This is a genomic window from Micromonospora chalcea (genome assembly GCF_002926165.1).
GTDB lineage: Bacteria > Actinomycetota > Actinomycetes > Mycobacteriales > Micromonosporaceae > Micromonospora > Micromonospora chalcea.
On record NZ_MAGP01000180.1, the window covers coordinates 1 to 19,412 of the forward strand.

At 72.8% G+C, this 19,412-nt stretch carries 22 protein-coding genes; 9 read left to right on the top strand and 13 right to left on the bottom strand.

The annotated features are described in order from the left end of the window. Nucleotides 1-155 precede the first annotated feature (155 nt). The 4 genes from BAW75_RS31275 to BAW75_RS31290 all read right to left on the bottom strand — a co-directional run bounded on the left by BAW75_RS31275 (nucleotide 156) and on the right by BAW75_RS31290 (nucleotide 3,678). Nucleotides 156-1,115 carry an asparaginase gene (locus tag BAW75_RS31275; RefSeq protein WP_244206331.1) on the bottom strand — a complete coding sequence of 320 codons (960 nt, stop codon included), beginning with the start codon at nucleotides 1,113-1,115 and terminating at the stop codon, nucleotides 156-158. Nucleotides 1,116-1,209: 94 nt separating this feature from the next. After that, entirely contained in the window at nucleotides 1,210-2,052 is an 843-nt protein-coding gene (locus BAW75_RS31280) for a beta-keto acid cleavage family enzyme (protein ID WP_104115924.1), read from the bottom strand. A gap of 112 nt (nucleotides 2,053-2,164) precedes the next feature. Beyond that, entirely contained in the window at nucleotides 2,165-3,274 is a 1,110-nt protein-coding gene (ygfZ, locus tag BAW75_RS31285) for a CAF17-like 4Fe-4S cluster assembly/insertion protein YgfZ (protein WP_104115925.1), read from the bottom strand. Continuing rightward, nucleotides 3,271-3,678, bottom strand: a complete 408-nt coding sequence (locus BAW75_RS31290) for a Fur family transcriptional regulator (RefSeq protein ID WP_083296943.1) — start codon at nucleotides 3,676-3,678, stop codon at nucleotides 3,271-3,273. The genes ygfZ and BAW75_RS31290 overlap by 4 nt, the downstream gene beginning before the upstream one ends. A gap of 91 nt (nucleotides 3,679-3,769) precedes the next feature. Here BAW75_RS31290 and BAW75_RS31295 point away from each other — a divergent pair, with 91 nt between their 5' ends. Then, the gene (locus BAW75_RS31295) at nucleotides 3,770-4,627 is read left to right on the top strand and encodes an aminotransferase class IV (protein ID WP_104115926.1); all 858 of its coding nucleotides are present in this window, start codon (nucleotides 3,770-3,772) and stop codon (nucleotides 4,625-4,627) included. A 73-nt stretch (nucleotides 4,628-4,700) separates the two neighbouring features. On the opposite strand, the gene BAW75_RS31300 is transcribed toward BAW75_RS31295, so the two are convergent. Beyond that, nucleotides 4,701-5,288: a heme-binding beta-barrel domain-containing protein gene (locus BAW75_RS31300; protein ID WP_030504451.1), complete on the bottom strand. Its 588-nt coding sequence runs from the start codon at nucleotides 5,286-5,288 to the stop codon at nucleotides 4,701-4,703. Nucleotides 5,289-5,292: 4 nt separating this feature from the next. Further along, nucleotides 5,293-5,397 (bottom strand): small membrane protein MtfM, encoded by a 105-nt coding sequence (mtfM, locus tag BAW75_RS33285; RefSeq protein ID WP_043330899.1) that lies wholly within the window; start codon nucleotides 5,395-5,397, stop codon nucleotides 5,293-5,295. Nucleotides 5,398-5,409: 12 nt separating this feature from the next. Here mtfM and BAW75_RS31305 point away from each other — a divergent pair, with 12 nt between their 5' ends. The 3 genes from BAW75_RS31305 (at nucleotide 5,410) to BAW75_RS31315 (ending at nucleotide 8,318) form a co-directional block, all read left to right on the top strand. Next, nucleotides 5,410-5,784, top strand: coding sequence for a DsrE family protein (locus BAW75_RS31305; protein ID WP_043328020.1), 375 nt, complete (start codon nucleotides 5,410-5,412; stop codon nucleotides 5,782-5,784). 78 nt (nucleotides 5,785-5,862) lie between these two features. Beyond that, complete coding sequence (locus tag BAW75_RS31310; protein WP_104115927.1) at nucleotides 5,863-6,246, top strand: SCP2 sterol-binding domain-containing protein; 384 nt, start codon at nucleotides 5,863-5,865, stop codon at nucleotides 6,244-6,246. Continuing rightward, a complete protein-coding gene (locus BAW75_RS31315; protein ID WP_064446709.1) occupies nucleotides 6,243-8,318 on the top strand; it encodes an amylo-alpha-1,6-glucosidase in 2,076 nt (691 codons plus the stop codon). The genes BAW75_RS31310 and BAW75_RS31315 overlap by 4 nt, the downstream gene beginning before the upstream one ends. Nucleotide 8,319: 1 nt before the next feature. Here BAW75_RS31315 and BAW75_RS31320 read toward each other — a convergent pair whose 3' ends face one another. The 7 genes from BAW75_RS31320 to BAW75_RS31345 form a co-directional block, all read right to left on the bottom strand. Then, complete coding sequence (locus BAW75_RS31320) at nucleotides 8,320-9,168, bottom strand: hypothetical protein (protein WP_104115928.1); 849 nt, start codon at nucleotides 9,166-9,168, stop codon at nucleotides 8,320-8,322. 55 nt (nucleotides 9,169-9,223) lie between these two features. Next, nucleotides 9,224-9,790: a hypothetical protein gene (locus tag BAW75_RS33160; RefSeq protein ID WP_244206332.1), complete on the bottom strand. Its 567-nt coding sequence runs from the start codon at nucleotides 9,788-9,790 to the stop codon at nucleotides 9,224-9,226. Between the two features lie 608 nt (nucleotides 9,791-10,398). Continuing rightward, the gene (locus tag BAW75_RS31330; protein WP_064446712.1) at nucleotides 10,399-10,737 is read right to left on the bottom strand and encodes a DUF1416 domain-containing protein; all 339 of its coding nucleotides are present in this window, start codon (nucleotides 10,735-10,737) and stop codon (nucleotides 10,399-10,401) included. Further along, nucleotides 10,737-11,585, bottom strand: coding sequence for a sulfurtransferase (locus BAW75_RS31335; RefSeq protein ID WP_030504459.1), 849 nt, complete (start codon nucleotides 11,583-11,585; stop codon nucleotides 10,737-10,739). The genes BAW75_RS31330 and BAW75_RS31335 overlap by 1 nt, the downstream gene beginning before the upstream one ends. A gap of 202 nt (nucleotides 11,586-11,787) precedes the next feature. Continuing rightward, nucleotides 11,788-11,865, bottom strand: a complete 78-nt coding sequence (locus tag BAW75_RS33390; RefSeq protein WP_310503780.1) for an Ms5788A family Cys-rich leader peptide — start codon at nucleotides 11,863-11,865, stop codon at nucleotides 11,788-11,790. A 95-nt stretch (nucleotides 11,866-11,960) separates the two neighbouring features. Continuing rightward, a complete protein-coding gene (locus tag BAW75_RS31340) occupies nucleotides 11,961-12,743 on the bottom strand; it encodes an LmeA family phospholipid-binding protein (RefSeq protein ID WP_030504460.1) in 783 nt (260 codons plus the stop codon). A 79-nt stretch (nucleotides 12,744-12,822) separates the two neighbouring features. Then, nucleotides 12,823-13,836: a hypothetical protein gene (locus tag BAW75_RS31345; protein ID WP_104115929.1), complete on the bottom strand. Its 1,014-nt coding sequence runs from the start codon at nucleotides 13,834-13,836 to the stop codon at nucleotides 12,823-12,825. Between the two features lie 246 nt (nucleotides 13,837-14,082). Here BAW75_RS31345 and BAW75_RS31350 point away from each other — a divergent pair, with 246 nt between their 5' ends. The 5 genes from BAW75_RS31350 (at nucleotide 14,083) to pstC (ending at nucleotide 19,269) form a co-directional block, all read left to right on the top strand. Beyond that, complete coding sequence (locus BAW75_RS31350; protein ID WP_176722767.1) at nucleotides 14,083-14,802, top strand: winged helix-turn-helix transcriptional regulator; 720 nt, start codon at nucleotides 14,083-14,085, stop codon at nucleotides 14,800-14,802. 150 nt (nucleotides 14,803-14,952) lie between these two features. Then, nucleotides 14,953-15,807 (top strand): polysaccharide deacetylase family protein, encoded by an 855-nt coding sequence (locus BAW75_RS31355; protein WP_043330897.1) that lies wholly within the window; start codon nucleotides 14,953-14,955, stop codon nucleotides 15,805-15,807. 67 nt (nucleotides 15,808-15,874) lie between these two features. Next, complete coding sequence (gene mshD / locus BAW75_RS31360) at nucleotides 15,875-16,810, top strand: mycothiol synthase (protein ID WP_104115930.1); 936 nt, start codon at nucleotides 15,875-15,877, stop codon at nucleotides 16,808-16,810. Between the two features lie 233 nt (nucleotides 16,811-17,043). After that, entirely contained in the window at nucleotides 17,044-18,141 is a 1,098-nt protein-coding gene (gene pstS / locus BAW75_RS31365; protein WP_104115931.1) for a phosphate ABC transporter substrate-binding protein PstS, read from the top strand. A gap of 42 nt (nucleotides 18,142-18,183) precedes the next feature. Further along, nucleotides 18,184-19,269, top strand: coding sequence for a phosphate ABC transporter permease subunit PstC (gene pstC / locus BAW75_RS31370; protein ID WP_043328007.1), 1,086 nt, complete (start codon nucleotides 18,184-18,186; stop codon nucleotides 19,267-19,269). Nucleotides 19,270-19,412: the final 143 nt, after the last annotated feature.

Genomic DNA, 19,412 nt, shown 5'->3' on the forward strand with positions numbered 1-19,412 from the left:
AACCAACACCGCCCTCCTCCCCTTCCTCTCCTGACCGCCCCCTCCCCCCTCCCTTCGCCGCGTTGATCTTGCACTTGTGGCCCTCGGTGCGCCTGGAATGCGCGTTTCGCCTGGGCAGCAAGTGCAAGATCGACGGGGATGGACGGCGGGGTGGGTTACCAGATGGGGCGGGTTGCGCCTATGGGGAGGCCGCCGCCCAGCACGGGGGTCTCGGCGTACTCGGTGAGGATCGGCGCGTCGACGCCCAGCCGGGACAGCGCCGAGACGAGGACCGGCATGCGGGCCCTGGCCGCGCCGTCGTCGATCTTCAGCGCGACCGCGCCGACCCCCGGGACCGCCGCCGCGATCACACCCTCCGCGCCGATCTTGGCGAGCAGACCGGGTACGCCGCGCATCAGCCGCGTGTCCTCGGCCTGGGTACCGCCGACCAGCTCCGGGTACGTGCGCATCGCGTCCGCCACGGTCCGCTCGACGGCGCCGCGCACGGCGTTGACCAGCCGCAGGAACGCCCGCGCCAGCCCGGTGAGCGAGACGGCGAGCACCGGCGCGCCGCAGCCGTCCACCCCGACCGCCGCCGCCCGCTCCCCGGTGAACTCCTCGATCGTGGCGGTCAGGCGCTGCTGGAGCGGGTGCTCCGGCCGCCAGTAGCCGTCCAGCGGCCAGCCGGCGGCCAGGCAGGTGCGCAGCATGCCGGCGTGCTTGCCGGAGCAGTTCATCAGCACCCGGGCGGGACCGCCGCCGGCCCGCAGCACCGCCTCCCGGGCGGCTTCGCCGACCGGCAGGTCCGGCGGGCAGTGCAGCGCGTCCCCGGTGAGGCCGCCGCCGCGCAGCAACGCGGTGACCCGCTCGATGTGGAACTCCTCACCGGCGTGGCTGGCCGAGACGAGCGCCAGGTCGGCCGGGTCGGTGAGCGGCAGCCCGGCCCGCAGCATCCCGATCGCCTGCATCGGCTTGTTGGACGAGCGGGGGAAGATCGGCGAGGTCACGTCTCCGGCCCCGGCGACAGGCGCTCCGGCGGCGTCGAGCACCACCACGGAACCCCGGTGGAAGCCCTCCACGAAACCGGACCGGACCACCTCGGCGAGCGGCGCGCCGCCCTCGTACGTCTTTCCCACGTAATGGACCGTACCGATGGGGCGGGCTCGGCCGACGGCGGGGTGACCTGCGGCGTCGCCCGGGGCCGTACAGGGCCGGCGGCCGGTACGCCGCTTACCGGCCGGTGGCCGGAAGACCGAGCAGCGTACGGGCCTCGGCGGTGGTCAGCGGAGGCCGCTGGGCGAGCTGGGCGAAGCCGACCGCCCGCGCGACGAGCTGCATGTTGGACTCCACCGGGCGCCCCTTGGCGTACGTGACCGTGTCCTCCATGCCGACCCGCAGGTGACCGCCGGCCGACAGCGACGCCAGCATCACCGGGATGGTGCTGCGCCCGATGCCGGTGGCCGCGAACGTGGTGCCCTCGGGCAGGTCACGCAGCATCTGCTGGGCCGCCACCAGGGTCGCCGTGGTGCCCGGCATGCCACCCGGCACCCCCATCACGAAGTCGACGTGCACGTGCCCGCCGTGCGGCAGGCCGTACTTGCCGAGCAGCCGCTGCAGGGCGGTGAGGTGGCCCAGGTCGAAGATCTCGTACTCGGGGACGACGCCGCGTTCCTGCATCCGGGTGTGCAGGTCGACGATGAACTCCCGCCGGTTGAGGAACACGTCGTCGCCGAAGTTGACGGTGCCCATGGTGCAGGAGGCCATGTCCGGCGCGGCGTCGAGCACGGCGAGCCGGGCGGACTCCGGGTCGGTCACCGCGCCCCCGGAGGAGAGCTGCACGATCAGGTCGGTGCTCTCCCGCAGCGCCGCCACGGTGTCGCGCAGCCGCCCCTGGTCGAGCGTGGGCCGCGCCTCGTCGTCGCGGATGTGGACGTGGATCACGGCGGCGCCGAGCGCCTCGCACTCCTTGGCGGTCAGCAGCAGCTCGTCCAGCGTCACCGGCAGCGCCGGCACCTCAGCCTTCGCCGACTCCGCGCCGGTGGGGGCAACCGTGATCAACGTCCCTGTCGTCATGCCCCGGATCCTAGACCGGCGCCCGACGCCGGGTCGACCGGAGGATTTCCGGTGCGGGCGGCGTTAAGAAGGGACCCTTCCTCTACCGGAGGCGTTAATAGGGGGCCCTTCCTTACACGTCGATGGCGGCGGCGCTCTCGCCCACGAGCAGGCGGGCGTCGTCGGGCGTGTTGCGCTTCAGCACGGCGAGCGCCACCTGACCCAGCTCGAAGTGCTGCACGGCGGTGCCCACGAAGCCGACCGTCCGGCCGTCGAGCGTCACCGGCGTACCGGCCACCGGCGGCTGGTCGCTCGCCACGCCGTCCAGATGCAGCAGGACCAGCCGGCGGGGCGGCTTGCCCAGGTTGTGCACCCGGGCCACCGTCTCCTGGCCCCGGTAGCAACCCTTGTCCAGGTGCACGGCCGGGGCGATCAGGTCCACCTCGGCCGGGATCGTCCGGTGGTCGGTGTCCACCCCGGCCCGTACCTGCTTGGCGGCGACCCGGACGGCCTCGTACGCCCACAGCCCGGCGACCGGCACCCCGGCGCCGCGCTGGTCGCCGCCCACCCCGTCCGTGGCGGCGCGGGGCACCAGCAGGTCGACGCCGAGCGCCACCCGGCGAGCCCAGCCGCCGACCGGCAGCGGCTTGACGTCGTACACCACGGAGGGCCGCGCGGGCAGCTCGCCGGAACGGAACTTCGGACCCGGCACCGCCGCTACGTCGGGAGCCGCCAGCCCGGTCACGCCGAGCGTGTCGAGCGCGCCGGGCGCCTCCGGCCCGACCAGCGACAGCAGCGCGAACTCGGCGGTGGCGTCGCGCGGGTCGACCTTGCTGAAGAACCGCATCTTCTCCAGGTACGACAGCAGGCCGCCGGTCATGCCCGGCTCGGTGTCCAGCCAGGTGGTCTCGCCGTCGTCGGCGACCATCGCGTGCTGCTCGACGTGCCCGTGCGGGGAGAGCACCAGCAGTTCGGTGCCCTGCCAGGGGGCCAGCGCGGCCAGGTGCTGGCTGGTGAGCGTGTGCAGCCAGCTGATCCGTTCCTCGCCGGGAACCGCGACCACGCCCCGGTGCGACCGGTCGACCAGGCCCACGCCGGTGGCCAGGAGCCGTTGCTCGCGCATCGGGTCGCCGTAGTGCGCCGCCACCGGCGCGACACCGGCCGCCCGGTGGGCCGGCTCGGGCTGGTCCCTGGTCTGCTCGTCGATGCTCTCGGTGGTCACCGCTCCGGCGATGTCGATCATGCGTGTTCCCCGTTCAGTGTGCAGCGGCCGCAGACTCCGAAGAGCGCGACGTGCCCGATGTCGACCTGGAATCCGCGCTGCTCGGCCAGCTGGTCGGCGAGCGGGCGGAGCATCTCGGGTGAGATCTCGTCGATCGCCCCGCACTCCCGGCACACCAGGTGCACGTGCTGGTGCTCGCCGGCCGCGTGGTAGGTGGGCGCGCCGTGCGAGAGGTGCGTGTGCGTGACCAGACCGAGCCGCTCCAGCAGCTCCAGGGTGCGGTAGATGGTGGTGATGTTGACGCCGGCCGCCACCTCGCGGACCGCCGTGTGTACCTGCTCCGGGGTGGCGTGCCCGAGGTCGAGGACGGCCTGGAGCACCAGCTGCCGCTGCGCCGTCAGCCGCAGCCCGCGCGCGCGGAGCATTTCCGCGAGGGAGGATTCGGACACCCTTCGATCATAGTTCGGCCGCCGCGCCGGTCCGTCCGCCGCCGGGGTACGCCACTACGCTGCGCCCGTGGAGGCGACGCGGGTGGCGGTGCTCGGCCGGGGGCTCGTACCGGCCGGTGAGCCGGTGCTGCGCGGCGACGACCGGGGTGTGCTGCACGGCGACGGCCTGTTCGAGACGCTGCACCTGCGCGACGGGCTTCCCTGGCTGCTGGAGCCGCACCTGGCCCGGCTGCGGGCGGGCGCGGCGGCGATCGACCTGCCGCTGCCCCCGGACGGCGCGCTCGTCGAGCTGCTGGACGCGGTCCGCGCCGGCTGGCCGCCGGAGACCGAGGGCGCGTTGCGGCTGGTCTGCACCCGAGGGCCGGAGGGCGGCGGGCGGGCCACGGTGTACGCCACGCTGGGCGAGGTGCCCGCCGCCGCCCGGCTGGCCCGGCGTACCGGGGTGACGGTGGCCACGCTGCCGCTCGGGGTGGCCGCGCGGTCCCGCCCCGAGCTGGGGTGGCTGCCCGGCGGCGTGAAGTCCACCTCGTACGCGCTCAGCACCGCCGCCCGGCGCTGGGCGCAGCGGACGGGCGTGGACGACGTGCTCTGGGTCTCGACCGACGGCTACGTGCTGGAGGGACCCACCGCGAACGTGGTGTGGCTGCGTGGCGGGACGCTCTGCACGGTGCCGGCGGCGCAGACCGGCATCCTGCCCGGCGTGACCGCCCACCACCTGGTGAGCCGTGCCGGAGAGCTGGGCCTGACCCCGGCCGAGCACCTGCCCACAGTGCCCGACCTGCACGCCGCCGAGGCGATCTGGCTGACCAGCTCACTACGCGGCCCCACAGAGGTCACGACCCTGAACGGAACCCCCCGCCCGAGTTCCCCCCTGACCCCCCGCATCCAGGCCCTCCTGAACTTCCCCCGGCACTCCCCCCGTTGATCATGAAGTTGGCGGTGACAAATCGGGCAGCCGACGCCGTCAACTTCATGATCGACCGGGAAAGCGGGACGGGTCAGCCGGCCACCCGGGTGAGGCGGGCGGAGAGGTGCGGGCTCAAGGGCTGACCCACGGCGGCCATCTCCTGCGCGTACAGCAGAGCGCCCTCGACGATGCCGAACAGCCGGGCGCCGGCGGTGACCTCCTTCGCCGTCGCGGTACGCACGACCGCGTCGGTGGCGAACTCGATCTGGGTGCCCTTGCGCTTGCCGATGTGCAGCTCCATCACGCCGGTGGGCGTGGTCATCAACGCCTCCAGCTCGTCGGTGACCCGCTCACCGTCGAGCACCGGACGCCACCAGCCCACCTCGCGGCCGGCCGGCCGGACCGGACGGCTCTGCTCGTCCAGGATCCAGGCCCGCGACTCGTAGAACAGGAACGGCCGGCCGTCGTGGCTGATCCGGATCTCCTGCGCGTAGTCGAAGTCCTCGATCGTCGGGAACCCACCCCGGCCCCGGCCGCGCCACACCCCGATGTACGGCAGCAGGCCGTCCAGGCTCGGGTGCAGCTTCGGGCCGACGCGCAGGTCGTGGCTCTCCTCGTACGGGTACTCCTCGACCGGCGGCGCGTTCAACCACGGCGGCTGAAGCGGATTCTCACTCACAGATTCACCACTTACCTCTAGCTATGCGGACCGCGAGATAGGCCAGGCCACCGGCGAGCGCGCCCAGGCCGGCGACCAGCAGGCTGACGAACCCGATCTCGGTAACCATCCGGACCATCCTATGCTGGGTGGCATGGCGCGCTCTCTCGTCGTCAAGGCCACCGCCGGCGCGGACTCCCCGGAACGCTGCGCCCAGGCGTTCACAGTCGCCGCCACCGCCGCCGCGGCCGGGGTGGACGTCTCGCTCTGGCTCACCGGCGAATCGACCTGGTTCGCGCTCCCCGGCCGGGCCGAGTCGTTCGAGCTGCCGCATTCCGCGCCACTGGGCGAGCTGCTGCACGTCGTCCTGGCCACCGGCCGGGTGACCGCCTGCACCCAGTGCGCGGCCCGGCGGGACATCGGCACCGGCGACGTCATCCCCGGCGTACGCATCGCGGGCGCCGCCGTGTTCGTCGAGGAAGCGATGACCGAGGGCGCACAGGCGCTGGTCTACTGACAACCGGCCCGGGTTGTCCATTCTGCCCAGTGCGCCGATCCTGACCCGGCATGTCCGGATGCTGCCTACCATGCGAATGTGAGTCAGGCCATCCAGGAGTTCTTCGCGTCGCTGCCGGCGCGTGCCGCAGCCGTTCTGAACAGCCCGATCGGCGGGACACTCCAGATCGACCTGGCCGACGGCAACCGCACCGAGCACTGGTACGTGACGCTGGCCCCCGGCACGGCACAGGTGAGCCGGGAGGAGCAACGGCCGGCGGACGGCGTGCTGACGCTGTCCACCGAGCTGTTCGAGAAGCTCGTCACCGGGCGGGCGGCCGGCATGGCGGCGGTGCTGCGCAACGAGGCCACGTTCAGCGGCCACGTCGTGCTGTTCCTGGCGTTCCGCCGATTCCTGCCGCAACGGCCCGACGTGCGGGACCCCCGGGACGCCGCCCGCGAGCACGTCCGGCGGCTGGGGTGAAGGACCGGGTCAGCATCCTCGACGGCAACACGTTCCTGGTCAGCGACGATCGCGGCAACATCGAACCGTCGTACGACTTCCCCACCGGGCTGTTCTCCTTCGACACCCGGTTCCTCTCCACCTGGTTCCTCACCATCGACGGGCAACGTCTGCACGCGCTCTCGATCGACGACTCGCTGTCGTACAAGACGCGGTTCTTCCTGGTCCCCGGCGAGCCGACGCACTACCTGGACGCCAACGTCTCGGTGATCCGCAGCCGCGCCATCGGCGGCAGCCTCGACGAGGAGCTGACCGTGCTCAACCACTCCGAACAGGAACAGGAGTTCCACCTCCGGCTGGACATCGGCTCCGACTTCGCCGACCTCCTGGAGATCAAGAACCGGCGCGACAAGAAGGGACTCACCACGCCGACGGTGGAACCGAACGGCCTGCGGCTCACCTACCGCCGGGAGGCGTTCCGCCGCGAGACGCTGGTGACCAGCAGCGCGCCGGTCGAGGTCGACGCGGACGGGATGACCTTCCGGGTCCGGATCAGCCCGCACGGCGAGTGGACCACCCGGCTGCACGTCAGCACCATCATCTACGGCGCGCGTGGTGAGGACATCCGGGCCATCCTGCCGCTGGGCGGCCAGCGCACGGCGGCCGAGATCGAGGCCGAGCAGAGCGCCCTGATCAGCCGTGCGCCGAAGCTGGGCTGCGACTGCGAGCCGCTGGCCAGCGCGTACCGGCGCAGCCTCAACGACCTGGCCGCGCTCCGGTACGAGTCGATCACGCTCGGCGTCCGGCTGCTCGCGGCCGGCCTGCCCTGGTTCATGACGCTGTTCGGCCGCGACAGCATCTTCACCTCGCTCCAGGTGCTGCCGTTCCTCCCCGACCTGGTCAAACCGACGATCATCATGCTGGCCGGTCTCCAGGGCAGCCGGGTCGACGACTTCCGCGACGAGGAGCCGGGCAAGATCCTGCACGAGCTGCGCTACGGCGAGAGCGCCGGATTCGAGGAACAGCCGCACTCGCCGTACTACGGCGCGGCCGACACGACGGCGCTGTTCGTGATCCTGCTCGACGAGTACGAGCGGTGGACCGGGGACGCCGATCTGGTACGCAAGCTGGAGTACGAGACCCGGGCGGCGCTGACCTGGCTCGACACGTACGGGGACCTGCTCGGCACCGGCTACGTCTGGTACATGTCCCGCAACCCGGAGACGGGGCTGCCGAACCAGTGCTGGAAGGACTCACCGGAAGCCATCTCCTACGCCGACGGGCGGATGCCGGAGTTCCCCCGGGCCACCTGCGAGCTGCAGGGGTACGCATACGACGCGAAGATGCGCGCCGCCCGCCTGGCCCGCACCTACTGGCAGGACCCGGCGTACGCGGACCGGCTGGAGCAGGAGGCGGCGGCGCTGAAGGAACGGTTCAACCGCGACTTCTGGATCGCCGACCGGGAGTACTACGCGCTGGCGCTCGATCCGCGCGGGCGGCAGGTGGACGCGCTCTCCTCGAACATCGGCCACCTGCTGTGGAGCGGCATCGTGGACGAGTCCCGGGCCCCCGCGGTCGCCGCCCATCTGCTCGGACCGCGCCTGTTCTCCGGCTGGGGGGTACGCACGCTCGCCGACGACCAGGGCCGGTACAACCCGGTCGGATACCACGTCGGCACGGTGTGGCCGTTCGACAACTCGATCATCGCCTGGGGTCTGTGGCGGTACGGCTTCCGGCAGGAGGCCGGCCGGATCTGCGACGCGCTGCTCAGCGCGTCGCACTTCTTCGACGGGCGGCTGCCCGAGGTGTTCGCCGGCTACGAACGTGGCCTCACCGACTACCCGGTGGAGTACCCCACCGCGTGCAGCCCGCAGGCGTGGTCCGCCGGTACGCCTCTGCTGCTGCTACGGGTGATCCTGGGACTGGAGCCGCAGGGCGAGCACCTGATCATCGACCCGGCCGTACCGCCGGGGATGGGCCGGGTGGAACTGCTCGACATCCCGGGCCGCTGGGGCCGGGTGGACGCGCTGGGCCGCAGCCGGGAACCGCACGAGGAACCGGCACCGCCGCCGCTCGGACTGCCCGGCCGGTGAGTCAGGCCGGGCAGGGCGTGGTCACCGCCACGCGCACCCGCTCGTCGGCCCGCTCGGCCAGCACGGCCGGCTCGCCGGGGCGCGCGTACCGGTCGGCGGAGTCCACCACCGGCGCGACGCCACCGCCGAACGCGGCGGCGAGCGGCTGATCCGCCGGCGCGGCGGCCTCACCCCGGGCGGTGCGGGCCGCGCCCCCACCGGGGCAGGGCGCGGTCAGGACCTGGACCGCGCCGGTCGCGCCGCCCCACCGGCCCAGCGCCGACGCCAGCGCGGCGGCTTCGGCAGCGGCGTCGGCGGTCGGCGCGCGGTAGCCGGAACCCAGCGGCCGGCAGCCGGTCGCGGCGGTCAGAAGGATCCGGCCCGGGCCGTCGGCCCGGCCCTCGACCGCGACGAAGTCGCCCGCGTCGGCGCGCAGCAGCGGCTCGCCGTCGAACGTCGACACGCCCGCCCGCCACGCCTGCGGCAGCCGGTCGGCGACGCGTCGCAGCACTTCGCGTACGTCGTCGCCGCCGATCGCCACCTCGACGCCGCGCTCGAGCGACGCGCCGGAGTCCATCGGCGTGATCCGGCAGCCGCGTTCCAGGCGGTCCGGTACGAGCGCGGGTACGCCGTCGGCGCCGATCGCGCCGGTCAGCTCGCCGATCGCCCGGTCCACCACCGGACCGGCCTGGTCCAGTGAGCGCTGCTCCTTGACCGTCGGCGGGTCGGTCCGCACCGACAACCAGGTCAGCCCGGCCAGCAGCACGGCCCACGCCATGGTGGCGGCCGTCAGCCAGCGCAGCCGACGCCGGCCGGCGCCCGGCTGATCTCCAGGGTTGGGCGGGGCGTAGCCCGTCTCGACGGCAGTCACCCGGCAATGGTGTCACGTGCCGGCGAGGCGCCCGGCCGCGCCTCGGCACTCCCGGTCAGGCCGGGACGGACCGGCGGGACAGCAGCCACAGCAGGTAGAAGGGGCGCTGCCGCAGCTCGCCACGACGGTCGGCGTACTGGTCGGCGGCGAGCACCGCGGAGAAGAACCCGCCCGCGCCCAGCATGCCGAGCACCGGCGCCAGGTGGGTGCCCTCGACCGCCACCAGCGTCGCGGCGACGGTCGCCACCGCGGCGCCCGCGGCCTGCACCGCCGAGCGCCGGGCCACCCGGGCGACCTCGGAGCGAGCCGCCCGCACCCCCTCCTGGATCTCCGCGTCGAGCTTCGCGAGCTGCACCAGCGCCTTGTCCGGATCCGTGTCGACGTCCAGCATCCGGCCGCGCAGGTACGCCTGGGTCGCGGCGAGCGCGTCGCTCTCCTGGGTCAGGATGGCGCAGTAGTCCCGCAGCGAGGTGCCCTCCAGCATCGGCAGGTCGAGCTGGAGCAGCGGGGTCACCAGCCGCGCCTTCACCGGATCCCCGCTCGGCACGTCGACGACCCGGTGCCCCTTGACGATCAGGTCGAGTGTGCGGTCCGGGTTGTCGCCCAGCTCGATCTGACCCACGCTGTTGAACGGTGAGGAAGTGGACTGGGCGTCCGGCGCGCGCGACTCCAGGTGGGTGCGGCGGAAGGTCTGCGGGAAGTAGACGAGCTGCCCCAGCTCCAGCAGCGGCGCGCAGGTACGCGCCGAGGCGGTCCAGGTCGTCGCATTCGGCGTAGAGCTCGTCGATCCGGATGTCCTCGTACCGACAGTCCGGGCCGCAGTGCTCCGGGTCCTTGCCGCACCACTTGCAGGTTTCCCGGTTGGCCAGATAACAACGCTTGCCGCCGGGCTGGGAGAGGACCAGCTTGCCGGTGACGAGCGTGGCCCGCTTCGTGAGGAACGACAGGTCCGTGTCGAGGCTGGCGACCGAGACGTCGAACGAGCGCGCGCGGCCGGACCCGGCGGTGCGCTGGAGTTCGCGGGCGATCTCCTCACCCCGGTTGCCGTCGATGAAGTCGATCAGATAGCGAACTGCGTGGGCGGCGGCGTCGTCGGGCACCTGATCCCCCTCCGGCGCGTCCGGGGCGCGCCGCCGTCCAGCCTGCCAGCCACGGGCAAGCCGCACAGTCACCGGAACGGCTCGTGGCCCGCCACCCGGCTGGGGTGGCGGGCCACGATCAGAGCGTGGGTCAGGCGGCGACCGAGACGGTCACCTCGTTGATCCCGCGAGCCGCGGCCACGGCGGTGTCGCCGTTGCCCTGGCGGGACAGCGCCCGCAGCGTCCACGAGCCCGGCGCGGCGAAGAACCGGAACTGCCCGGCCGGCGACGTCACCACCTCGGCGGTGAACTCACCGGTGGAGTCGAGCAGCCGCACGTACGCGCCCGGCACGACCTCGCCGGACTCGGAGAGCACACGGCCGGTGATGACGGTTTCCTTCTCCAGGTCCAGGCTGGCCGGGAGGGGGGCGGCCTGGTCCGGCGCGGCGCAGCCGGCGGCAGCCGTCGAGGCGGCGGAGGTGGCGGTCATCAGGCCTCCCCCGGCTCGTCACCGAGCGCCACCGGCACGCCGACGAGCGAGCCGTACTCGGTCCAGGAACCGTCGTAGTTCTTCACGTTGCGGTGCCCGAGCAGTTCCTGGAGCACGAACCAGCTGTGCGAGGAGCGCTCGCCGATCCGGCAGTACGCGATCGTCTCCTTGCTGTCGTCCAGCCCGGCGTCGGCGTAGATCTTGCGCAGCTCGTCGTCGGACTTGAACGTGCCGTCCTCGTTCGCCGCCTTGGACCACGGCACGCTGATCGCGGTCGGGATGTGGCCGGCCCGCTGCGCCTGCTCCTGCGGCAGGTGGGCGGGGGCGAGCAGGCGGCCGGCGAACTCGTCGGGGCTGCGCACGTCGACCAGGTTCTTGGTGCCGATCGCGGCTACCACCTCGTCGCGGAACGCGCGGATCGAGGTGTCCGGCTCCTGCGCGACGTACTGCGTCTTCGGCCGCTCCACCACGTCGGTGACGAGCGGACGGGCGTCCAGCTCCCACTTCTTGCGGCCGCCGTCGAGCAGCTTGACGTCGCCGTGGCCGTAGAGCTTGAAGTACCAGTACGCGTACGCGGCGAACCAGTTGTTGTTGCCGCCGTACAGGATCACGGTGTCGTCGTTGGCGATGCCCCGGTCCGACAGCAGCGCCTCGAACTGGCTCTTGTTGACGAAGTCCCGGCGGACCTGGTCCTGCAGGTCGGTACGCCAGTCGAGCTTGACGGCGCCGGCGATGTGCCCGGTGTCGTAGGCCGAGGTGTCCTCGTCGACCTCGACGAAGACGACGCCCGGGGCGCCGAGGTTCTTCTCGGCCCACTCGGCCGAAACGAGTGCGGTGTCGCGACTCATCAGATCACTCCCTGGTGAGGATGGTTGGTGAGCCTGCGCGCGGAGATCGATGTCGATTGTTGTCGCACCACGCGCGGGACCCAGAGCTAGGAACGGATCACGGGTACGTGCGACGGCGCCGCTGCCGGGCGTTGAGGGGAACCGGGAAAGGTTCGTGGACCCTGGGTGGCCGCCGTTCAGGCGGCCGGAGACAGCCCCGCCGTCAGATGACGGGGCGACACAGGCAGGTGGCCACGCGGCACAGGTCGACCGCGCGCCGTTTCGTGAGGTGGGTCCCCATGGGCAGGGAGATTACCAGCCCACGCCACAGCTGCCACCAGGCCGACCAGCATCCGGGACGGCCGGCCCGCTCCCCGGACCGGCCGTGTACGGCTTTCAGCCGGCGGAGTTGATCGGCACGTTCGCCGCGTCCGCCGTGACCACCAGGCCCTCCGGCTTCGGCTCCACCTTGCGCAGGTTGAGCTGGAACGGCAGCTCCGGCAGCGGCACGTCGATCGAGATGCCCTGCGCGTACCGGGTGAGCGCGGCCCGGGCCAGCGGCACGTTCGGCAGGCCGTCGGCGGTGAGGTCGTTGAAGCGCAGCGCCACCTTGCCGCCGGCCACCGTGACGTCGGCGGTGCCGTTGACGGTGAGCTTGACGCCGAGGATGTCCACCGGGGCGGTGACGGCGAGCTTGCCGTTCCGCTCGCCGAGCGTCAGCCCGGGACGGTCCAGCAGCTTGGCCAGGCTCTCGTAGGTGACGGTGCCCCGCCCGTCCACGCTCTCGGCCACCACGTCGCCCCGGCCGGAGCGCAGCGTGTCCAGCGACGCGGTCACGTTGCGCGCGTCCACGTCCAGCTTCGGCACCTCCACGGCGTCACCCTGGACGGCGCCCCGCACGTCGGTGAGCTGGATCGAGATGCGCTCGTACCGGCCGTCGAGCACCTGGGTGAGGAACGGGAAGCCACCCACCTCGACCTGCGGCGCGGCGGACTGCGCGTCCTGCTTGGCGATCTCCTGCCGCACCTGGTCGGCGATCGCCCGCTCGGCGACCCCGGCGGCGACCCGGTCGGCGACGACGAGCAGCCCGACCAGCACCAGCAGCAGGACGACGAAGCCGATCAGCACCTTCCGGCCGCGTCGCCGCGGTCGGCCCTCCGCCGGATACGCCTCTGCCACGCCGCCTCCCGTCCTCGCCGCCGTCACCGCGTCTCGCGGCGCAACCGTACTTACCCGAGGCGAATCTTCCCCAACCGCGTCAGAGGAACAGCACGCACATCGCGTACGCGGCCGGCGCGGCCAGCGCGAATCCGCCCAGCGGCCCCTGCATGTGCCGGGCCACCCACATCGTCGGCGGTTCACCGGCCATCAGGCGGCCCGCCTCGGCGTACCCCACGGCGAGGTCGGCCAGGACGGCGGTGGCGGCGCTGACCACGCCGACCAGGGCAGCGCTGGTCGGGGTGAAACCGACCAGGTAGCTGCCGAGCAGGGCGCTGGTGAGGGTGCCGAGCATCGCGCCCGCGACCACGCCGGCCGCGCCGCGCGGCACCTGCGGGGCGAGCCGCGGCCACGGCGCCACCGCGTCGGTGAGCCGCGCCACCAGCAACGCCACCCCCGCGGCGGTGAGGCAGACCGTGATCGCCTGGGTGCCCTTGGGAATCCGGCTGAGCACGACGAGCGTGCCGAAGGCGACCACACCCACCACGATGAGCAGGGTGCCGCCGAGCGAGTCGGTCACCCGGACCCGGTCCACCCGCCGGACGAGTTGCCCCAGCACGGCGAGCAGCAGCCCGGCGGCCGCGGCGTAGCCGAGCGGGGCCAGGCCGGCGATGTCCGACTGGACCGCCGCGACGTCGGCGATCACGGCCGTGCCGGCGCTGACCAGGGCGACGACCAGCAGGGCGGGCGGTCGCATGGCCATCGTCCAGGCGAGCACGAAGAGCATCTGGACGCCGAAGATGATGGCCGCGAACGGCAGCCGGTGCCCGGGGCCGGAGGTCTGCGCGCCGAGCACCAGGCCGACGCCGAGCAGCGCGGCGAAGCCGGCGACGGTGAGCGCCAGTGGCCGGCGGACCGGGACCGGTGGCATCTCCTCCTCGGGCGCCTCGTCGGACTCGTCGTCGGCCCGCCGGCCGGGTCCGCCCTTCCGTAGCCGACGCGGTCCCTTCCGCTCCGGCCGGTCGCCCTCCTCGTCGGCGGGGCCGGAGGGCCCGGCGGACGGGTCGTCGGCCCACGGTTCACGACCGGTGTCGCGCGAGGTGGAGGGAAACACGCCCCGATCGTGCCAGACCCGGGCGGCTCGGCGGAGGTCCCGGTTTCGGTGACGTTAAAACCTGCACCGCGATCAAGGGCAGAAGGGGCAAACGGGAAAGCACCCCGGAGGTGACGGCGGGTCCATCGGTTACGCTCAGGCCGTTACACGCCCGTCAGCGACGCCGGGACCCACGCAAGTTCACAGCGCCGCCCTCACCCGGGCGTGTCGCTGGTCGCGCGCGGCCGAAGGGCCGCCGGGACGGAGGTGATCGTGGAGCTCCTGCTGCTCGTGACCGCACGGGCCGGTGAGCCGTCGGCGGTGTTGCCGGCACTCGACCTGCTGCCGCACTCGGTCCGCACCGCACCCCGCGACGTCCGCACGCTGGTCTCCGGCCCCACGCCGGACGCCGTCCTGGTGGACGCCCGCTCCGAACTGAGCGAGGCGCGCGCCACGTGCCGGATGCTGCACGCCACCGGGCTCGGCGTACCGCTCGTCGCGGTGGTCACCGAAGCGGGCCTGATCGCGCTCAACGCGGACTGGGGTGTCGACGACGTGATCCTGGCCGGCGCCGGGCCGGCCGAGGTGGAGGCCCGGCTGCGGCTCGCCGTCGGCCGGCTGAGCAACGCGACCGCCGGCGCCGGCGGCTCGATCCGGGCCGGTGAGCTGAACATCGACCCGGACACCTACGCCGCCAAGCTGAAGGGCCGCCCGCTCGACCTCACGTACAAGGAGTTCGAGCTGTTGAAGTTCCTGGCCCAGCACCCGGGGCGGGTGTTCACCCGGGACCAGCTGCTGCGGGAGGTCTGGGGTTACGACTACTTCGGCGGCACCCGCACTGTCGACGTGCACGTGCGGCGCCTGCGCGCCAAGCTCGGCTCGGAGTACGAGTCGATGATCGGCACGGTCCGCCAGGTGGGCTACAAGTTCGTCGTCCCGCCGTCGCGTTCGCTGCCGGAGTCGGAGCCCGCGCCGCTGCCGGTCTGACCGCCCACGCCTCACTCCGGTAGGGGGCATTTCCGCAGAACGCCCTTTTTGCCTGATCAGTCAGACATATCCTGACTGCCGGATTTACCGGGCAAAGGGGGCGGCGGTGCGTGCGGTGAACACGGGGGCGACGAACGGCCGGTGCCGCTGATGCGGGGCCCGACGCTGCGCGCCACCGGGCTCGTGACCGTGGTGCTCGCGGGCCTGCTCGGCTCGGCGTTCGCGCTGGGCCGCAGCCTGGTCCCGGAACACCCGCCGTCGAACGCCGGCGCCACCACGGCGCTCAACGGACCGCGCTACGCCGACCAGCCGCCCAGCACGGACTTCCCCGGCGGCCGGGCCACCGCCGGGCCGAGCCCCGACGCCGCGCCGGACGCCGCCCCGGTCGAACCGGGCGGCGACGGCCCGTACGGCAGCCTGGTCGTCACCGGCTCGTCCCGGGTCGCGCTGACCTTCGACGACGGCCCCGATCCGCGCTGGACCCCGCAGGTGCTCGCGCTGCTGGCCCAGTACGGCGTGAAGGCGACGTTCTGTGTCGTCGGCGAGAACGCCGAGGCCCATCCGGATCTGATCCGGTCGATAGTCGCCGAGGGGCACACCCTGTGCAACCACTCCTGGGAGCACGACGTCGACCTGGGCAAGCGGTCCCCGGCGACGATCCGGGCCGACATCCTGCGCACGAACGACGCGATCCTGGCCGCCGCGCCGGGGGCGCGGATCGCGTACTACCGCCAGCCGGGCGGGGCCTGGACACGCCCGGTGATCTCGGCCTGCGCCGACCTGGGCCTCACCCCGCTGCACTGGAGCGTGGACCCGTCGGACTGGAGGGCGCCGGGCGCGCTCACCATCGAGTCGAGGATCCGCACACAGATGGGACCGGGGGCGATCGTGCTCATGCACGACGCGGGCGGGGACCGTTCCGGCACGGTCGCGGCGTTGCAGCAACTCCTGCCCGAAATACTGGCGCGGTTCGAGCTGGAGTCGTTGCCCGTCGGCCCGCAGTGACGAGCGCCACCGACCGCCGCCCTCGTCCGGCGCGAACCGCCGCCGGACGGCGGCTACCGTGACTCAGATGAGCCCCGAGCCGACCAGTGGCCCCGCAAGCGACCGGATCGACCGGGCGGACCGCCTGACGCCGGACGAGGTCGCGGAGGTGCTGGCGCTGGCCCGCGCCGCCGGGGACACCGACGGCGCCGACCCGCTCGACGAGCACGTGCTGCTGCGGCTGCGCGACCCCGAGGCGCCCGCCGTGCACCTCACCGCCCGCACCGCCGACGGCGCACTCACCGGGTACGCGCATCTCGACGTCACCGCCCCGGCCGAGGGCGTCGGCGCCGAACTGGTCGTGCATCCCGCGTACCGGCGGCGCGGCGTCGGCCGGGCGCTGGCCCGGGGCGTGGTGGACGCCGCGCCCGGTCCGCTGCGCGCCTGGGCCCACGGCGACCACCCGTCGGCCGCCGCGCTCGCTGTCGACCTGGGCTTCGCCCGGGCGCGGGTGCTCTGGCAGATGCGCCGTCCGCTGACCCCCGAACTGCCCGAGCCGGTGGTGCCGGACGGCGTGACGCTGCGCGCGTTCCGCCCCGGCGAGGACGACGAGGCGTGGCTGGCGGTGAACAACGCGGCCTTCGCCCAGCACCCCGAGCAGGGCAAGTGGACACTCGACGACCTGCGCGTACGCATCGCCGAGCCGTGGTTCGATCCGGCCGGCTTCCTGCTCGCCGTCGACTCCACGACCGGGCGGCTGCTCGGCTTCCACTGGACCAAGGTGCACGAGCGGCCGGGCTCGGCCCGCATCGGCGAGGTCTACGTGCTCGGCGTCGACCCGTCCGCGCACCGGGGCGGCCTGGGCCGGGTGCTCACCGCCGCCGGCCTGACCCACCTGCGCGACGAGCGCGGGCTGGACCGGGTGATGCTCTACGTGGACGAGAGCAACACCGCCGCGGTCGCGCTCTACGAGCGGCTGGGCTTCGCCATGTGGTCCGCGCACGTCAACTACCAGCGCGGCTGAGCGTTCCGCGGCCCCGGAAAATCGCCATAAAGGCGATACCAGGCTGCTAGTTCACGAAATGGACAACCCTTCCTCAGCGTACGGCCATCTCGTCGGCTGAACGTGTTCACCGCGCGTTCACTTGCGTCCGGCGAACCGTCCACCTGGCCCTCCTACCTTTCGTGTCAGCCGGTCAGCGCCGGCCCCCGGCACTCCGGGCGACCTGACCAAAGACGTGAAGGGAAACCCCTGAAGTGAAGCTCCAGCGGCACGGCGCCATCGCCTGTCTCGCTCTTACCGCGGTTCTCGGTCTCAGCGCCTGCGGCTCGGACAACAACGAGCCCGCCGGCGCCTCCGGCTCCACCGCCGCGGTGGACTGCGCGACGGGCACGCTGAACGCGCAGGGCTCCTCGGCCCAGAAGAACGCCATGGCCGAGTGGATCAAGGCGTACCAACAGAAGTGCGCCGGCACCACGATCAACTACGAGCCGAGCGGCTCGGGCGCCGGCATCCAGGCCTTCATCGCCGGTACCGCAGACTTCGCCGGTTCGGACTCCCCCCTCAAGCCGGAGGAGCAGCCGCAGGCCGACGCCAAGTGCGTCGGCGGCCAGGCGCTCAACCTGCCGATGGTGATCGGCCCGGTCGCCGTGGTCTACAACGTCAGCGGCGCGGACAACCTCCAGTTCAGCCCGGCCACCCTGGCGAAGATCTTCGCCGGCAAGGTGACCAAGTGGGACGACCCGGCGATCAAGGCCGACAACCCGGACGCCAAGCTCCCGTCGACCGCGATCCAGGCGGTGCACCGCTCCGACGAGTCGGGCACCACCGACAACTTCACCAAGTACCTCTCCAAGACCGCCGAGGCGGACTGGACGCTCGGCAACTCCAAGGCGTGGAAGGCCCCGGGCGGCGTCGGCGCGGCCAAGTCCGACGGTGTGGCCAGCAAGGTCAAGAGCACCGACGGCACCATCAGCTACGTCGAGTGGTCGTACGCCGAGAACTCCGACCTGAAGATGGCGAAGGTCAAGAACGGTAACGGCGAGTTCGTCGAGCTGACCGGTGACTCGGCCGGCAAGACCATCGCCGGCGCCAAGTTCGAGGGTCAGGGCAACGACCTGAAGATGTCGATCGACTACAACACCAAGGAGGCCGGGGCGTACCCGATCGTCCTGGCGACCTACGAGATCGTCTGCAGCAAGGGCCTCGCCGCCGACAAGCTGCCGCTGGTCAAGGGCCTGCTCGGCCACGCCGCCAGCGCCAAGGGGCAGAAGGAGCTGGTCGAGCTCGGCTACGCCCCGCTGCCCGAGACCGTCCGCACCAAGGTCGAGGCCGCGGTCAAGAGCCTCTCCTGACGCTCCCGACCGACACCTCCTCAACGCGAAGCGAGCGAGCAGATGGGTGACACCCCTCAGCGCTCGGCCCACGCCGGCACCGGCGGGACTCCCGTGGCCACGAGCCACGAGGGACCCGCCGGTGCCTCGGCGCGTGTGGCCGAGCGCCCCGGTAACCCGGGCCGCCCCGACGGTGGCCTCGGCGGCGGCGGCGCCCTCCCCCGGGCCCGCGCCTTCGGCGCGGAACGGGCGTTCCGCGGCCTGACCCTGGCCGCCGGCACCACGGTCCTGGTGGTCATCGCGGCCATCGCGATCTTCCTGGTCGCCAAGGCCGTCCCGGCGTTGCGGGCGAACACCGAGTCGTTCTGGACGTTCGAGGGCTGGTTCCCGAACGACAACCCGCCGCAGTTCGGCATCGGCGCGCTCGCCTTCGGCACCGTCCTGAGCTCGCTGCTGGCGCTGCTCATGGCGGTGCCGGTCGCGCTGGGCATCGCCCTGTACCTGTCGCACTACGCGCCCCGGCGGCTCGGCAACGCCCTGGGCTTCCTGATCGACCTGCTGGCCGCCGTGCCGAGCGTCGTCTTCGGCCTCTGGGGCCGGGACTACTTCGCCCAGCCGGTCGCCGACCTGTCCGCCTGGCTGAACAGGTACTTCGGCTGGATCCCCATCTTCGGCGACGGCCCGTACGGGAACTCGATCCTGCTCGGCTCCGTGGTGCTGGCGATCATGGTGCTGCCGATCATCACCTCGCTGTCCCGCGAGGTGTTCCGGCAGACCCCGACCGCGAACGAGGAAGCCGCGCTCGCGCTCGGCGCCACCCGCTGGGAGATGATCCGCACCGCCGTCCTGCCGTACGGGCGCCCGGGCGTCATCGCCGCGGTGATGCTCGGCCTGGGCCGGGCGCTCGGCGAGACCATCGCGCTGGCGCTCACGCTCGGCTCCACGTACGCCATCTCGTTCAACATCCTGGCCAGCGGCGGCAACTCGATCGCCGCGAACATCGCCAACCGGTTCGCCGAGGCGAACGACACCGGCCGGGGCGCGCTCATCGCCTCCGGCCTGGTGCTGTTCGCGATCACGTTGATCGTCAACATCACCGCCCGGGCGATCATCTACCGACGGCGCGAGTTCACGGAGTCGGCCGCATGACCACCACGACCAGGACCGGGCCGCCGATGCCGGCGCCGTACACGATGCCCGCCGCGAGCAGCAGCGCCGCGACGGCGATGGCCGGAGCGGCGTACGCGGGAAGTCGCCTCGCCCGCAGCGTGACCGGCGCGGCCGGCGGGCGC

What these genes read in the sequence shown, in the direction of transcription:
- BAW75_RS31280 (WP_104115924.1), bottom strand. Translation starts at nt 2,052, where the DNA reads ATGACGACAGGGACGTTGATCACGGTTGCCCCCACCGGCGCGGAGTCG.
- ygfZ (WP_104115925.1), bottom strand. Translation starts at nt 3,274, where the DNA reads ATGATCGACATCGCCGGAGCGGTGACCACCGAGAGCATCGACGAGCAG.
- BAW75_RS31290 (WP_083296943.1), bottom strand. Translation starts at nt 3,678, where the DNA reads ATGCTCCGCGCGCGCGGGCTGCGGCTGACGGCGCAGCGGCAGCTGGTG.
- mtfM (WP_043330899.1), bottom strand. Translation starts at nt 5,397, where the DNA reads ATGGTTACCGAGATCGGGTTCGTCAGCCTGCTGGTCGCCGGCCTGGGC.
- BAW75_RS31305 (WP_043328020.1), top strand. Translation starts at nt 5,410, where the DNA reads ATGCTGGGTGGCATGGCGCGCTCTCTCGTCGTCAAGGCCACCGCCGGC.
- BAW75_RS31330 (WP_064446712.1), bottom strand. Translation starts at nt 10,737, where the DNA reads ATGACCGCCACCTCCGCCGCCTCGACGGCTGCCGCCGGCTGCGCCGCG.
- BAW75_RS31335 (WP_030504459.1), bottom strand. Translation starts at nt 11,585, where the DNA reads ATGAGTCGCGACACCGCACTCGTTTCGGCCGAGTGGGCCGAGAAGAAC.
- BAW75_RS33390 (WP_310503780.1), bottom strand. Translation starts at nt 11,865, where the DNA reads ATGGGGACCCACCTCACGAAACGGCGCGCGGTCGACCTGTGCCGCGTG.
- BAW75_RS31355 (WP_043330897.1), top strand. Translation starts at nt 14,953, where the DNA reads ATGCGGGGCCCGACGCTGCGCGCCACCGGGCTCGTGACCGTGGTGCTC.
- mshD (WP_104115930.1), top strand. Translation starts at nt 15,875, where the DNA reads ATGAGCCCCGAGCCGACCAGTGGCCCCGCAAGCGACCGGATCGACCGG.
- pstC (WP_043328007.1), top strand. Translation starts at nt 18,184, where the DNA reads ATGGGTGACACCCCTCAGCGCTCGGCCCACGCCGGCACCGGCGGGACT.